Below are 14,644 nucleotides of genomic sequence, written 5' to 3'. Positions count from 1 at the left end.
TATCAGATCCCTTCATATATCATAAAAAATAATTTTCCACCTATTTCTTGAATTAAATTTGGATTAAAAGCCAAATAGCTTAAAATCGCTATCAACAGAAATGTTAAAACTGCCGATAAAAATTTAAATTTTGAGTTTATGACGTACCAAGCTATTGCCACAACTCCTAGAACAGCAATACATAATGAAATAGACCCTGTTAAACTATTAATTAAATTCTCTATTACATTTGAAAATAACATTTAATTTCCCTCCCTATTAAAGTAATATGTTTCTTTGTTCCTATATGCCTGTCCACCTCTGAAATAGATTGTTTCTATTTCTTCAGTTCTTGAGGTTTTTATAATTCTTTTCTCAAGTTTATCTATATCTTGTTGATCATTAAATTCATCAACTGGAATATTATTTTCTTGAACTGCAGGCAAAGAATTTTCTTTAACTGACATTTTTTCTTCTTTTTCTTGGTTAATCATTCCTAGAATATATAAATAAGCAGGAATGGCAAGATAAAAACTGAAAAAATATACTGGATTTTTTTCAGTTTTTAAGTAATTGTAAATGTTATACATAAATATAATTATTACAACTAAAAATATTATTTTAACTAATTTTGGTCTTAACATTAAACTTTTAAGGCCATTAAATAAATTTTTCATTATATTTTTTCCTTTCTAACTTTCTAATCATCACAATTACAAATATTTTCATTGGAGCAGAATTCACAACGCACCGCACCACAAATCATACATTCTTCTCCTATATATTTTTCATATAATAATTTTTTGCACGATTGACAAAAAAACTTTGACTTAATTTTATAAGTTGTTTGTTTTTCTTTTTTATTGTTTTTCATAATATCATCCTTTCTTTATTTTTATATTTTGATATCGTATAATTCTTTCAATCCAAATATAATACATTTTTTAACAATAGTGTTTTTACTATCTCCAACCTTATTAATATTTGAAGCCTTTTCAATTGCTTCAATGATATCTTTTGTTAATAAATAAGTTCGAGCTTCTTTTTTATTCATTTTAGCCTCCAAAAATCATTTAATATAATTTTATCATACTTACAATAATAATGGAATAAAAACTATTGCAAAATTAATTATATATAATTGCATAAATCATAAATCTTATTGACAAAATAGAGTTAATGTAATATAATAGAGGCTGTAAGTTTTAAACACAGAGTTAATTAAATTGAAATTTAATTTATTCTGTCTCCTTATAATATATTTAACTGGTCGGTATAGTTAAATATGTAAGTAATAATAATAATGCGAATTGTTTAGATTTTTAGATAGATACATGAAAAATGTATCTTTTTTTTACGTTCTTATTGACAAAATAGATTCCATGTAATATAATAGAGTCATAGAGAAAAACAAAAAAACCTTAGGAGGCAGATTATGATTAGATTAACAAAGAAATTAGAAAACAAATTTTTCGTAGATAGTTTAGAAGGTGAAAAAACTTTGAATTGCGAAGCTGGATATAGATTAGTAACTATCAAAGTTTTTGATTGCTTAGAAGCTGAAGGAATAAAATTAAGTGAAATATTAGTTGATTTATATTCAGAGGAAGTAACAATGTATTTATATGATTATTCTTTTTATTGTGAAGATGATAAATTCTTTGAATTCCAAGTCTGTATTGACGAGGAATATATAAAAGAATTCAATAAATTATATAGAGAATTTAAAAAATCAGTTGATGATTTATTAGAAACTGAAGAAGAAGAAGAAATATTAAAAGCTGAAGAAGAAATTATAGAAACTGAAGAAGATGTAATATTAGAAGAAGTTATAGAAGTAAAAAAAGAAGCTAAAAAAGAAACTAAATATCAAATAGGTCAATATCTCTATAATTGTGGAGATATGGCAAATGATTCCGGATGGTATAAGATTACAAATGTAACAATTGACAAATTTGGAATATTCTATGAAGTCGAAGAAATTGGCGGAAATAGAAAAAATAATTATCCTGAATATTGTATAAGCAATATCGATCGAATGAATGGATCTACAAGAATTGTAACAATGGAAGCTAAGATCAAGGCAACAAATGAATCATATGTTTATAATCAAATAAATGTTTTGCTTGGCAAAGATCATGATGAAAGAATGAAAGTAATTGATAAAGGTTATGATGAAAGAATGAAATTAATTGAAGAAGAAGAAAATAATAATAATGAATCAACTGAAGAAGTTAAGAAAGATCATGATAAAGAATGGTATCAAATCACAGATCATGAAGAAGAAGAAAAAAAAGAAATAATTAATAATTTAGTTGAAACTTGCAATGCTGGAATTAAAACAGAAAAAGAAATTAAGATTTATTTTAATAGATTAGCTAAAGATCAAAGAACAAAAGTTCTTAATAAATTTCAAAGAGAAAAGAAGGGTTTAGATATTAATTTATTTTATTACAGTACCTTTCTAAATGAAGAATTTTATTTATCTGAATTGCAAGAAATAAGATCAAAAATCGTTAAATATATAGATTTTCTTAATAGTTTTAAAAACTCAATTATAGAAGAAGTTAACAATTATCAAGAACAAATAAAAAATTTCAAGAAAGAACCTAATTTCAAAATTTTAAAAGATGAGGATTTTAAAATAGTGAAATTAAATAGTGATATAACATTTGGTAATGGAAATCTTTGTTATATTGATGAATATACTTTATATCATAAAGACCTTGGATATGCTTCAATGAATGGAAAAACTCCATATATTCCAGAAGGTGGAAGGGTTGCTTTAAATGACTTAATAAATGAAAAGATTATTGACTCAATCCCTCACTGGATTAAATCAACAAATTTTTTCAAGTATACATATAGATCAAGAGGGTTTTCTCCTTCTTGTCAGCCTATGAATGGATTAATAAATCATGAGAATCAAAAAGAATATAAGTTTGAAGTTTTGACTTATAATCGAAAGCTAACTTGTAAAGAAATAGCCGAGTTTGAATTAATTGATTTAAATAGGGGATAAAATCCCCTCTTAGGAGGATATTATGAATAATTTTAAATTAAAATATTTTGATGAAGAGAATAAATTATTTAATACTTCATGGACTAGTAATTTTAATAAAGTATTAAAAGAGACAAAGAATAATAATGATCTTATTGAGGTTATTGATAAAAATACAGATGAAATTATCTGGTCAAAACCGGGTGGATTTCTAGCACAATGTATATTTGTACAAAAATGTAATACTACAGATGAAGCCGCAAGAATGAGAAATTTTTATGAAGATAATAAAAATCTTCTATTGTTAAAAATAATTAATAAATATAGATAATAAAAAAAATGGGAGGATTTATACAATGAAAAGAAAATTAAGAATGTTTAAAGAAGAAAAGAGAATAGAAAAGGTAGCTTTGTTAGCCGCCGAATTGTTAGAAAAAACAGAAGGAAAAATAAATGTTCAACATTTAAAACAAGCTGTTAAAAAGCTTGATGTTTGGAAGGATTATCAAATTCAAACTTGTACTACAGCAAAAGGGTTTAATGAATACTGTATGTTGAATAATATATCCCATGAACATTCATGGGCTGGCGATGATGGTTGTCGTGAAACCGGAGAAATTCTATATGGACCAAATGTTATATTTGGAAAATATATTGATAAATACTATTCAGACAATGGCAATATTACATATTCAGAAAATAATAAATCAGATGCAGAATTTGACATAAATTCAATTCATATAGTTCTTATTAAAAGTAATTCATGGAATAAATAGTCCGGGCAGCATAATTATGATGATTATGAATATAAATTAATTTGTTACTTGCCTAAAAACAAACCATATAAACCAAATAGAAAAGCTGAGCAATTTATAAAAATGTTTGGAGGTATTTAAAATGTTAAGTGTAAATTTTAAGTTAAATGAAGTTACAGGAACTACTATATTAAGATTTTCAAAAAATCTATATCCTTATAGCTTTGTAAACTTTCTTAAAGAAAAAGATTCTTTTACATTCTTAGAATCAAATAAAAAAAATCATGTATTTAAATATAATGGAAGTGTAGAAAAGGCAGAATTTGATTTTAATATACATTTAGTAACATTTGATAATCTTAATAATAAGATTTCAATGGATTAAAAAAGGGGTGGCAGTGCATGAAAATAACTTTAATAGTTATAGTAATTATAATCTTATTAATAATTTTTAGAAAAGATTTTTGGGATATTATTGAATTATTAATTGAAATCTTGTTTGATTAGGAGGAAAAAACGATGAAATATCATGATACTTTTATAAAATTTTGGATTATAAGAGTAATTAATAAAAAAATACATAAAATAGGATTTAAGTTTTCACAAATGAAAATTTGTTTATTGAAGTTTATAGGTTTTTGGTATTGTGACGATTGTAATAAATATCATAGTCCTAGAGTTATGAATTTCAATCCAGATGAAGAATTTACAGATGGATCATGTGATCCAAAATATCTTGAAAAGCTTGAAAAAGCGGAGATATAAAAAAGGCTGATATTATCAGCCATGAAAAGTAGTAATAATTATTTAAATTTTTTAAAACATATACATTATAATATCATTTTGTCCTAAATACAACTAGGACAAAATGATAAATAAAGTGAGGTTGATAATATGGCAATGAAAAAGAAAAAATACTACGATAATACGAAAACAAAAAAGCTTGAAAATGCTTTAAAAATGTTAAAAATCTTGAAAGAAGAAGGAAGAAAAAAAGCTCCTGAACTTTCAGAAAGATTAGGACTTAATAACAAAAGGTCAATTTATTATTATAAGAAAACACTGGAAATTTTAGGTCATAAAATTGAGACCTATGGCGGCTATGACGGTGGATATGAACTCGTTGAGCCTGAAAGATTGTCGGAATCAGAGCTGGATTTTATTGCTGAAAAAATTAACAATGAAAAATTAATGAAAAAAATTGAAAGAATTAATAAAAGATAAAATAACAGGAGGAATTTTGAAATGAATAAATATACAAATAATCAAGTTTTGAAAATAACATTAATAATTATAGGTGGAATATTTTTTCTTAGTTTTATAACATGTTTAGGAGTTGGAGGAGCTCTTTTAAGTGATGATTCCCAAAATGATAAAACAGAAAATAAAATTGTAACTAAAGATAAGGTTAAAAAGAAGAATAATGATAATAAGAATAAATCTAATTTAGCAAAAGACAAAATAAAAAATAAAAAAACTTTATCTCCTGAAGATAAAATAAAAAGTAAATCGACTGAAATTGTAACACCAAAACCAACTAAAAAGCCAAAACCAACTAAAAAAATTAATACTCTTGATGTACAATTAGCAATACTGCGAGAAAATTTTGGAGGTATCGCAGATATAACATATAAAAAATCAATTAAAACAATAGAAATATTACCAACTGATAAGTCATTCATGATCGAAGTTATGCAAGCCCACAATGGTGATGCAACAAAATTGGCAGTTTGGGAAGAATTAAAAGAAAATATAAAGTTGATATCTACAAAGATAGAAAATAAGGAAATTATGTTAGTAATACCAAATAATTTGAATAAAGAAAACTATATATTGATCGTTAATAACGGTGTAGTATTATATGACTTTGTAAAGGAGTGATTAAGTGTATAATGATATTGTAAATAGTTATAATAGATATATTGAGGGAAAAGAGATAGAAGAACAAAACAAAAGAGAAAAGATAATTCAATCTAATAATAAAAGTTCTGATGAAAATAAATTTAGAGAAAATTTAAAAAAGGTAAAGGAGAATTTAAGAAATGTTTAATAATTTTAAAAAAGAAAAAAATTCGGCAAAAAAAAGTATTATAAGTATGTTGGAAACTATTAATGAAGCTTTAGAAACCGTAGAATTAAGGTCTGAAGTAATTCTAGTTAATGAAATTATTGATAATATTAATGATTCAATGAAAGAAAAATCTAATTGTCAAGAAGCTGAATTAAATAATAATACTAGCTTAGGAAATTTAGAAAGTATAAATAATGAATCAATAATAATTAATAATAATAGTGGACAAATCAGTAATGTAAATGGACATAGTAGCATTAATGTTAGTCAGACAACAAATGTAAGACATAAACGGTTTATTTCAAACAATTATAAATATATAGGTGAAGATTAATTAATATTTAAGCATAATGCTTTAAATAAATAAAACAAAAATAAAAGAAAAGAGGATTTTTAAATGTCAGAAAAAGTTACATCAAAGAGTACAAAAACAATAATATGGGATGCCTATAAGGAAAAATTAGAAGAAATTAAAAAGCTGAAGAATCAAACAATTGCAGAAAAAAAGGAAAAAGCTACTTTGTCAACTGCTACTAATGTGGCTAGAGATTATAACGATATAACAAGAGGGCTAAATTCATTCTTAAATGATTTTACTCAAAAAGTAAATAATCTAAATGATATTGATGAAGCTATAGCAATAAAATCTAAAGAAATTAAAAATTTATATGATATAGAAGTTGAAGCTTCAAGCTTAGAAGCTTTAAAACTTGCTATTGAAAAATTAGAAAATGAAAAAGATTCCTTAGATGATCAATTGTCAAAGAAAAAAGACGAAATTGATAATTATTATTCAGAAAAATTAGAAGAAGCTAAGAAAAGTGTTAAATCTTTTAAAGATGATGAATTTCTTAAAATTAATAGAGAAAAGGACAAAGAAAATTATAATTTTGAAAGAGAAAAGAAGCTTAGAGAAGATAAGCTAAAAGATGAATTAGCTCAAAAGAAAAAGACTTTTGATGAATATGTTATCAGTAAAAAGAAAGAAATTGAAAATGAAGATAATGATTTAGATAAAAGAGTTTCAGAAGTTGAAGAAAAAGAAAAACATATAAATGCATATGAAGAAATTATAAAAACTCTTGAAGAAAAAAATAAAACAATAGCTGAAGAAACAAAAACAGAAACAAAGAAAAAGGCAGATAAAGAAAAAGAAATTGCTTTAAATATTCAGAAATCAAAATATGAGTCAAAAATAGACCATTTAAATTCTATCATAGATTTAAAAGATAATGTAATTATTGATCAAAAACAAAATATGACTAATTTAGAAAATAAACTTGATGAAGCTTATAAAAAAGTTAATGAGTTGGCGACTAATGCCGTTAGCTCCGCAAAAGATAAAGAATTAACAAGTCATTTAGCAGATGCTTTAAGAAGTCGAAATGATAATAAATAATGTATTTAAGATGTATTCAAAAAGGAAGATGCCCAATTTATGCAATAATAGATGATAATAGAATTATAGCCAATTTGTTTATAAGGAATAAAGAAATTGAAAAAATATATATTACAAATAATTATATATCTTTTGAAACATTAGAAAAAATGTATAAAATAATTAAAGAAGCTTGGTAAATCTAAGCTTCTTTTTGTTTTGTCTGTTTTATAGTACAATATAGCTATAAAAGGAGTGATAAAACAATGAAATATGGGAAAATGAAGCTTGAAAAAATTAAAATTGATGAATTAATCTTTCCTGATTATAATCCTAGGAAAAAATTAACCCCTGAAGATGAAGAGTATAAAAAGATTAAAAATAGTATTAATAAGTTTGGTTATGTCGATCCAATTATAATCAATGAAGATAATACTATAATTGGAGGTAATCAAAGGGGAACAGTTTTAAAAGATTTAGGCTATAATGAAATTGATGTTATAAGATTAAATCTTGATAAGACTGAAGAAAAAGCTTTAAATGTTGCACTCAATAAAATATCTGGTGAATGGGATAATGAAAAGCTGTATGAAGTTTTAAAAGATTTCGGAGAAGATGAGTTTCTTTTAACGGGCTTCGATAATCAGGAATTTAAAGATTTAGAAGAAGAATTTAAAAATTTTGAAAATAATAATAATTCTTCGGGATCTGGTAGTAATGAAAATGATGAAAATAGATATACTGATAAAATTGCATCGCCAGAATATACGCCTAAAATGGATGAAGCTCCACCAATTAATGACTTAGTTAATGTTGATAGAACAAAAGAATTAATTAATAAAATTAATAAAAGTAATATTGATCAAGATTTAAAAGACTTTTTAACCCTTGCCTCAAATAGATTTTTAACATTCAATTATGAAAATATCGCAGAATTTTATTGTCATCAAAATAAAGAGACTCAAGAATTAATGGAAGATTTAGCTTTAATTATAATTGATTATGAAAAAGCTATCGCTAATGGGCTTGTTGATTTTTCAAAAAAAATAAATGAATTAAGAGAAGGTGAATTAAATAATAATGAAGTTGAAGGACCATTTGGAGAGGGTGATTTTAATTGAGAAAAGATTTTTGTGTTTTTATTTTAAGTCATGGGAGAGCTGATAAAATACATACAATTGATATGTTAAATAATCTTGGTTATTCTGGCAAATGGTTTGTTTTGATCGATAATGAAGACGAAACAGCCGATCAATATTTTGAGAAATATGGACCTGAAAAGGTTTTAATGTTCGATAAAAAAGAAGCATGTAAAAAGACTGATCAAGGAGATAATTTTAATCATAGAAAAACTGTCGTATCAGCAAGAAATATCTGTTTTGATATCGCTAAAGAAAAAGGATATAAATACTTCATGGAGCTTGATGATGATTATAAATCAATGAATTATAGATTTAATAAGAATTTAGATTATAAACATACAAAAATTAGAATCCCAATATTAGATAATATTATTGATGAAATGATTAAATTTCTTGAATATAACAAAGATATTCTAACCGTTACATTCGCTCAAGGTGGGGATTATATTGGGGGAACAAATAACCCAATGGGTGCAGCTATAATATTAAAAAGAAAAGCTATGAATAGCTTTATATGTAGTGTAGATAGAAAGTTTAGTTTTTTAGGAAATGTAAATGAAGATACAACAACCTATGTAAAATTAGGACAAGAAGGTAAAATTTTTGTAATGCTTAATCATATCGCACTAGAACAAATACAAACCCAAAAACAATCAGGAGGAATGACAACTATATATTTAGAACAAGGAACATATGTTAAAAGTTTTTATACTGTAATGTATTGTCCATCATGTGTAAAAATTTCTATGATAATAAATAATGATTCAAAAAGAATACATCATAAAATCAAATGGAAAAATGCTGTTCCATGTATATTAAACGAGAAATTTAAAAAGAGTTGATATTATGTCAAAAGTCAAAAAAGCAGGAAGAAAAAACGCATATGATACAATAATTTATCCTCAATTAAATCAAATTAGGTTTTGGCTTAATGAAGGTTATTCGCACCAGCAAATTTATAAAATGTTGGGAGTAAGTGAAGCAACTTTCTATAAATATTCTACATTAAAAACAGAGTTTAAAGAGGTGCTAAAGAACAGCAAACAACAATTAGAAATCAAACTAACAGAAGCATTATATAAAGAAGGGCAAGGCTTTGAACATACTGAGGTACAAACAGAATTAGAAGAAGATGTAATAATTGATAATGGTGAGGAAAAAGTAATAAAAAGAAAAAAGAAACAAAAAAAAATTACAAAATTTCATAGAGGAAATGTTAATGCTTTAATTTTTGCCTTATGTAATAGATTTCCTACTAAATGGAAAAGAGTCGATCAAGAAATCATTGAAGAATTTGAAAAGGGAAGAATTAAACTTAATATTACAGATGAACATATACAAAATGCTTTCAAAGCTTTATATCCTGCGATTGATGATGATGACTATAAACAATTAGAAAAAGAAATTAAGGAAGAAGAGGATAAAAATGCAGAAAACAAAGAAGAAAAATAAAAAAACAATAATAAAATATTGTGATATTCTTTCTTTTGCTGTGATTAATTCTCTTTATAATAGACAAGAAGCACTGCCGAACTTTTCAAATATAGTTGATATAGATGAATCATTCGCTGGGAAAGCTCCAAGATCAAAAGAACATTTGGCTCTTTATTGTGCCACAGTATTAAATAATAAATTTCCTTATCCTCGAAGCACAAATGAATATTGTGTAAAAAATGATCATAAATCTCCATTAGATGCATTATGGGGAGCATATTCAGAACAAGATTCTTTTTCCATATGGTACGCAATGAGAGGATCAGGAAAGACAAGAGATTTAGCGATTCTTGGTTGGCTTGAAAGTGTATTCAAGCCGCATTGCTGGACAACTGTATTAGGGGGAAGCTTAGAACAGTCAATAAAAGCGGTTGCCTATACTAATGAATTATGGAATATGCCAACGGTAGCTCATTTAAGAAATAAACTTTTAGTTAATGGTCAAGTAGCTGGAAGAGGTTTTAAAACTACTCATGGATCACAATTTCAAGCTTTGGCAGCTTCTACAAAATCTATTAGAGGGCCCCATCCTCAAAAATTAAGATTAGATGAAGTTGACGAAATGGAAGAGAAGATATATTTGGGAGCTTTAGGGCAGCCGAAATCAAATTACGGAATACTTGATAATGTAATAATTTCTAGCACTTTGCATAATGCTTTTGGATTAATGTCTGAAATAATCGATAATAGATATGAAATTGGAGCTAAATTATATGCTTGGTGTATCAAGGAAGTTATTGGGAATAGAGGTTTTTGGACATTAGAAGAATTTGAAAGAAAAATAAAGCAATGTACAAAAGCAATGGTTGATGCTGAATATTTACTAAAAAGACCTAAAGTAGGGGAAACAATTTTTGAATTTGATAGTATAGATAGAGCATATAACAGAGGAAGAAATGATATATTTGAGCCTAATGTATTTGCAGAGGCTGGAATTGACTGGGGATATAGTTTTACAGCTTTTTCTTTAATTCAAGACCCTAGAGAAGTTTTCAGAAATAATATAACTAAATATTGGGAATATGTTGAATTAAAAGAAAGATGTAAGGCAATAGCTGAATTATGTATTAAATATAATGTAGTAGCGGTTTACTGCGATAGTAACCCTAAAGATAGTAATATTACATTACAAAAAACCTTTAGGGAATTAAGATGTCCAACTAAAGTTATTCCAGTATCTTTTAATAAGTGGAAAGGTATTGGCATAAATGTGTTAAGATTTTTATTAGAAAAGAACAAATTAAATATTACTAATAAAACAGCTCAAGAAAAAATGGAAAAGTATCATTATGCAAACCCAGAACTAGGGCAAATAGCAAAGATTGATGACCATATACCCGATAGCCTGATAGCTTGGGCTACAAGCAGATATAAAATATTAGGAATTTAAAAGGAGTGAATTAAATGTTTTTGAATGAAAAAGATAATTTCCCACCTAATCAATGTGACTATTGGTTTTTAAAATATGAGGAATGGGCGAGCTGGTATAGTGGCGATCCTGAACAATTATTAAGATTTTATACAAGATTAGCTTCGGGAAATGAGACAGCTCAAGAAAAATTTTGGGCAAGGTTAGAAACTGAAGAAAGAAAAGGTATAGTACATATGCCTTTAGCTGGTGATATCGCAAGCACTTCGGCGGATTTATTGTTTTCTGAAAGTCCAATTTTTAAATATGATCAAAAAACAATTGCTGGGGAAAGAATAAAAGATATTATTGAAAAGAATGGATTTAATAGTATTTTATTAGAAAGTGCGGAAATATCGGCAGCAATCTCAGGCTGCGTATTAAAATTAGACATAGAGGCACAATTAGAAGGAGTTCCTTTAATTAATGTAATGAATCCAAAGCAATTTATTCCTACTTTTTGGAGAGGTAGACTATGGGAAATCTTGTTTTTTAGAGTAGTTAAAAAGACAGATAGTGGAAAAGTCTTTAGATTATTTGAGAATAGAAGAAGAAGTGGCAATTCTCTTTTAATTGAATACAAGTTAAATGTTGGTACAGCGACAAAAGTAGGCAAAGAAATTGATCCAAATAGCATTAAAGAAACTGAAAATTTAAATTTAAAACCAGTTGAATATAAAAATATGGACGGTTTAGGCTGTGTATATGTACCAAATATGCGACCTAATAGACTTGTTTTGGGAAGTCCTTTAGGAATTAATGATTATTCAGATGATATTTCCTTACTTGATTCATTAGATTTTGCTTGGACTAGTTGGATGCGTGATATCGAATTAGGAATGGCACAGATATTTGTTGATGAGGAACTACTACAAAAGACAAGATCAGATGTGAACGGTACAACGACTTTTATAAATAATTTTAATAAATTTCAAAAGTCTTTTGTGAGGATGGACTTCACACAATGGAGAATGTCTGAAAATAATGTAAAACCTATAGAACAAGTACAATTTGATATTAGATTTGAAGCACATATGAAGACATGTTCCGAATTGACATGGCAAATAATTTCAAATTGCGGGTATTCTCCGCAAACATTCGGATTAGGAGAATATGGAAATGCACAATCGGGAACAGCTTTAAAAATAAGAGAAAATAAGTCTCAAAAAACAAGATCAAAAAAAGAAAAATATTTTAAGCCTGCAATTTTAAGTTTATTACAACAAGCTCAAAATATTGATAAAGCAAGTGGATTATATTCAAATTATGAAAATCAACTAATCTCATTGGAAATAGAAGATTCAATAATGACAGACAGTAAAGAAACATCTGAAGTAATAAAAAATTTATATCAGGCAAAAGCTATTTCAAATTTTATGAAAGTAAAATTACAACATTCAGATTGGACAGATGAAAAAATACAAGAAGAAGTTGACAAAATAAATCAAGAAGAAGGAATTACAAGCGAAATGATTAAAACTGAGGTTTAAGACTTTTTTTCTTAAACCTTGTCTTTTATTTATTTTTATAATAAAATCTCTTTATTAGATTGGAGGAAAAAATGAAAAAACAAAATGATGTTATAAAATTCAAATGGGAAACTGATGAAGAATATGAGTATAGGAATAATATTTATTTATTTTCTGATAAATTAAATAAAATATTAGGAGATTTAGCGAATTTAGCAAAACAAAGCTTGCCAAATTATCAACCAATGCTCGATAAGATCAGAAGCAATTATGGCAGATTTATTAAATTATTAGTTCCTGATTGTTATAAAGATTTTCATAACCTTTATAAAAGCGGACTTGAATATTATATGAAAGGACTAGTAATTTTAGTTAATACTTTCATTGATAAAAAAGAAAATAAACTTCCCGATAATGACAAAAACGTAATTTCTAAAATTACAAAAGCTGGAAACTTTTTTCAAGCTGGCGATGCATATTTTAGAATTGCCAATACAAAGAATTTTGAATTATTTGAAAAACAACAAATAAAATATCATGAAGAACAAGAAAAACAAAAAAATAAGGTGAAGAAATGAACATTGATAGATATGAAGATTACGGAAAAAATTTATATTTGTCTGCTCAAAATGTAGTTTTTGGAATGCTGATTGCTACAAAAAAATTACTAGAAAAAATAAATAATGATCCTGTAAATGTTGCTAATTATAAAAAAGCTTATATTGAAGAAGTTACAACAATTGCTAAGACATTCAATAAAGATTGGAAAAGTTGGGCAAATAAAGACTTAGCAAAAGCATATATCGCAGGAATAAACCATGCAAAAGCAGATTTAAAATATAATAATTTATCTGCATCAATTATAAAGAAAATCACAAATGGATCTTTTTTAATTGAAAGTCCACCACCAATTTCAATCCCGGCATTAAGCAGCGAGACTTTATCTTTATTTAAAAACATATCTGAACATGTACCTTTCTATAAAACTTTTAGAGATGCAGCATATTACAACTTAGATAAGCAACCATTACAAATACTAAGAAAAGCCCAAGATATTTATAGAAATGCTAGTATTTTAGCAGGCGAAAAGTATTTCAAAGAAGGGGATATTTATACAAGAATAAAATATTCCCAAGAAATGATGGATCAACTAGCAAAACAAGGAATTCAAACTATAACTTATAAAAATGGAGCAAAATATTCAATAGATACCTATTGTGAAATGGTGGGGAGAACTGTCTCAGGTAGATGTTCTTTACAGGCTAATTTAAATAGATATGCTGAAGGAGGTTATACTTTAGTCGTTGTATCAAGTCATTTCAGAGCTTGTGAATTATGCACTCCTTATGAAGGAGTAACTTTAAGTATAGAACGCCATCCTGTTTATGAAAGCGTTGATGATGCAGAAACTCAAGGGCTTTTTCATCCTAACTGTAAACATGATGTAAGTCTATGGTTTGAAGGTAAAGAGCCATTGCCGCCACGAGTTGATCAAGCTGAACAGGCTTTAATTGATGAATATGGCTATAATGAAGCACAAAGAATTTCTTATAATGCTCAATTAAGACAAAGATCAATAGAAAGAAATATTCGCAATTGGAAAAGAAGATCAAAAGGGGCAATGGATAATAATATTAAAAATATTGCCGATAGAAAAGTTAGATACTGGCAAGCTCAACAAAGAGAACATTTAAAAGATAATACCTTCCTTAATAGAAACTATGCTAGAGAACAAATTGGGAAGGCACATTAGAAAGGAGTTTTAATGGATAATGTCGAAGCAAACCAATTAATAAGAGAACTTAAAAGACAAAATGATTTAAAAGTTTTAGAAATAGAATTTTTAACAAAACAATTTATAAAAATTGATAAAGATTATTTAAGAGATTTTGTTAAAAAAAGATTAGATGAAATTGAATATAAATATAAATAAACTATGAAAGGAGT

Annotated in this window: 23 protein-coding genes; 19 read left to right on the top strand and 4 right to left on the bottom strand. The window is 26.4% G+C overall.

The features are described 5' to 3' along the window. Positions 1 to 2 precede the first annotated feature (2 nt). The 4 genes from ACQY5W_RS11305 to ACQY5W_RS11290 are packed head-to-tail and all read right to left on the bottom strand — an operon-like array spanning position 3 to position 1,033. The gene (locus tag ACQY5W_RS11305) at positions 3 to 242 is read right to left on the bottom strand and encodes a hypothetical protein (protein WP_428025080.1); all 240 of its coding nucleotides are present in this window, start codon (positions 240 to 242) and stop codon (positions 3 to 5) included. Then, positions 243 to 656, bottom strand: coding sequence for a hypothetical protein (locus tag ACQY5W_RS11300; protein ID WP_428025079.1), 414 nt, complete (start codon positions 654 to 656; stop codon positions 243 to 245). A 23-nt stretch (positions 657 to 679) separates the two neighbouring features. Beyond that, the gene (locus tag ACQY5W_RS11295; RefSeq protein WP_428025078.1) at positions 680 to 853 is read right to left on the bottom strand and encodes a hypothetical protein; all 174 of its coding nucleotides are present in this window, start codon (positions 851 to 853) and stop codon (positions 680 to 682) included. Positions 854 to 874: 21 nt separating this feature from the next. Then, on the bottom strand, positions 875 to 1,033 hold the full coding sequence (locus tag ACQY5W_RS11290) for a hypothetical protein (RefSeq protein ID WP_428025077.1): 159 nt from the start codon (positions 1,031 to 1,033) through the stop codon (positions 875 to 877). A gap of 381 nt (positions 1,034 to 1,414) precedes the next feature. On the opposite strand from ACQY5W_RS11290, the gene ACQY5W_RS11285 reads away from it, so the two are divergent. The 19 genes from ACQY5W_RS11285 (at position 1,415) to ACQY5W_RS11195 (ending at position 14,630) form a co-directional block, all read left to right on the top strand. Next, positions 1,415 to 3,001, top strand: a complete 1,587-nt coding sequence (locus tag ACQY5W_RS11285; RefSeq protein WP_428025076.1) for a hypothetical protein — start codon at positions 1,415 to 1,417, stop codon at positions 2,999 to 3,001. Positions 3,002 to 3,023: 22 nt separating this feature from the next. Beyond that, entirely contained in the window at positions 3,024 to 3,311 is a 288-nt protein-coding gene (locus ACQY5W_RS11280; protein ID WP_428025075.1) for a hypothetical protein, read from the top strand. Between the two features lie 25 nt (positions 3,312 to 3,336). Further along, positions 3,337 to 3,756 carry a hypothetical protein gene (locus tag ACQY5W_RS11275; RefSeq protein WP_428025074.1) on the top strand — a complete coding sequence of 140 codons (420 nt, stop codon included), beginning with the start codon at positions 3,337 to 3,339 and terminating at the stop codon, positions 3,754 to 3,756. A gap of 121 nt (positions 3,757 to 3,877) precedes the next feature. Beyond that, positions 3,878 to 4,120, top strand: a complete 243-nt coding sequence (locus ACQY5W_RS11270) for a hypothetical protein (RefSeq protein WP_428025073.1) — start codon at positions 3,878 to 3,880, stop codon at positions 4,118 to 4,120. A gap of 134 nt (positions 4,121 to 4,254) precedes the next feature. Continuing rightward, complete coding sequence (locus ACQY5W_RS11265) at positions 4,255 to 4,500, top strand: hypothetical protein (RefSeq protein ID WP_428025072.1); 246 nt, start codon at positions 4,255 to 4,257, stop codon at positions 4,498 to 4,500. A gap of 129 nt (positions 4,501 to 4,629) precedes the next feature. Then, a complete protein-coding gene (locus tag ACQY5W_RS11260; protein ID WP_428025071.1) occupies positions 4,630 to 4,959 on the top strand; it encodes a hypothetical protein in 330 nt (109 codons plus the stop codon). 21 nt (positions 4,960 to 4,980) lie between these two features. Then, positions 4,981 to 5,616: a hypothetical protein gene (locus ACQY5W_RS11255; protein WP_428025070.1), complete on the top strand. Its 636-nt coding sequence runs from the start codon at positions 4,981 to 4,983 to the stop codon at positions 5,614 to 5,616. 4 nt (positions 5,617 to 5,620) lie between these two features. Beyond that, entirely contained in the window at positions 5,621 to 5,785 is a 165-nt protein-coding gene (locus ACQY5W_RS11250; RefSeq protein ID WP_428025069.1) for a hypothetical protein, read from the top strand. A gap of 46 nt (positions 5,786 to 5,831) precedes the next feature. Then, on the top strand, positions 5,832 to 6,140 hold the full coding sequence (locus tag ACQY5W_RS11245; RefSeq protein WP_428025068.1) for a hypothetical protein: 309 nt from the start codon (positions 5,832 to 5,834) through the stop codon (positions 6,138 to 6,140). Between the two features lie 63 nt (positions 6,141 to 6,203). Next, on the top strand, positions 6,204 to 7,205 hold the full coding sequence (locus ACQY5W_RS11240; RefSeq protein ID WP_428025067.1) for a hypothetical protein: 1,002 nt from the start codon (positions 6,204 to 6,206) through the stop codon (positions 7,203 to 7,205). After that, positions 7,205 to 7,384 (top strand): hypothetical protein, encoded by a 180-nt coding sequence (locus ACQY5W_RS11235; RefSeq protein WP_428025066.1) that lies wholly within the window; start codon positions 7,205 to 7,207, stop codon positions 7,382 to 7,384. The genes ACQY5W_RS11240 and ACQY5W_RS11235 overlap by 1 nt, the downstream gene beginning before the upstream one ends. 66 nt (positions 7,385 to 7,450) lie before the next feature. Then, positions 7,451 to 8,305, top strand: coding sequence for a ParB N-terminal domain-containing protein (locus ACQY5W_RS11230; protein ID WP_428025065.1), 855 nt, complete (start codon positions 7,451 to 7,453; stop codon positions 8,303 to 8,305). Next, complete coding sequence (locus tag ACQY5W_RS11225; RefSeq protein ID WP_428025064.1) at positions 8,302 to 9,168, top strand: hypothetical protein; 867 nt, start codon at positions 8,302 to 8,304, stop codon at positions 9,166 to 9,168. Before ACQY5W_RS11230 ends, ACQY5W_RS11225 begins: the two co-directional genes overlap by 4 nt. 4 nt (positions 9,169 to 9,172) lie before the next feature. Next, a complete protein-coding gene (locus tag ACQY5W_RS11220; RefSeq protein ID WP_428025063.1) occupies positions 9,173 to 9,778 on the top strand; it encodes a hypothetical protein in 606 nt (201 codons plus the stop codon). After that, positions 9,753 to 11,210, top strand: a complete 1,458-nt coding sequence (locus ACQY5W_RS11215) for a hypothetical protein (protein WP_428025062.1) — start codon at positions 9,753 to 9,755, stop codon at positions 11,208 to 11,210. Before ACQY5W_RS11220 ends, ACQY5W_RS11215 begins: the two co-directional genes overlap by 26 nt. A 14-nt stretch (positions 11,211 to 11,224) precedes the next feature. Continuing rightward, positions 11,225 to 12,718: a phage portal protein gene (locus ACQY5W_RS11210; protein WP_428025061.1), complete on the top strand. Its 1,494-nt coding sequence runs from the start codon at positions 11,225 to 11,227 to the stop codon at positions 12,716 to 12,718. A gap of 71 nt (positions 12,719 to 12,789) precedes the next feature. Further along, complete coding sequence (locus tag ACQY5W_RS11205; protein ID WP_428025060.1) at positions 12,790 to 13,275, top strand: hypothetical protein; 486 nt, start codon at positions 12,790 to 12,792, stop codon at positions 13,273 to 13,275. Beyond that, on the top strand, positions 13,272 to 14,450 hold the full coding sequence (locus tag ACQY5W_RS11200) for a phage minor capsid protein (RefSeq protein ID WP_428025059.1): 1,179 nt from the start codon (positions 13,272 to 13,274) through the stop codon (positions 14,448 to 14,450). The genes ACQY5W_RS11205 and ACQY5W_RS11200 overlap by 4 nt, the downstream gene beginning before the upstream one ends. A 12-nt stretch (positions 14,451 to 14,462) precedes the next feature. After that, positions 14,463 to 14,630, top strand: a complete 168-nt coding sequence (locus ACQY5W_RS11195; protein ID WP_428025058.1) for a hypothetical protein — start codon at positions 14,463 to 14,465, stop codon at positions 14,628 to 14,630. The last annotated feature ends 14 nt before the right edge of the window (positions 14,631 to 14,644 follow it).

Origin of the sequence: Arcobacter sp. (assembly GCF_050300555.1) — a bacterium.
Lineage (GTDB): Bacteria > Campylobacterota > Campylobacteria > Campylobacterales > Arcobacteraceae > Arcobacter.
Note: the sequence above shows the minus strand (reverse complement) of the source record. Positions and strands in the feature narration are given on the sequence as shown.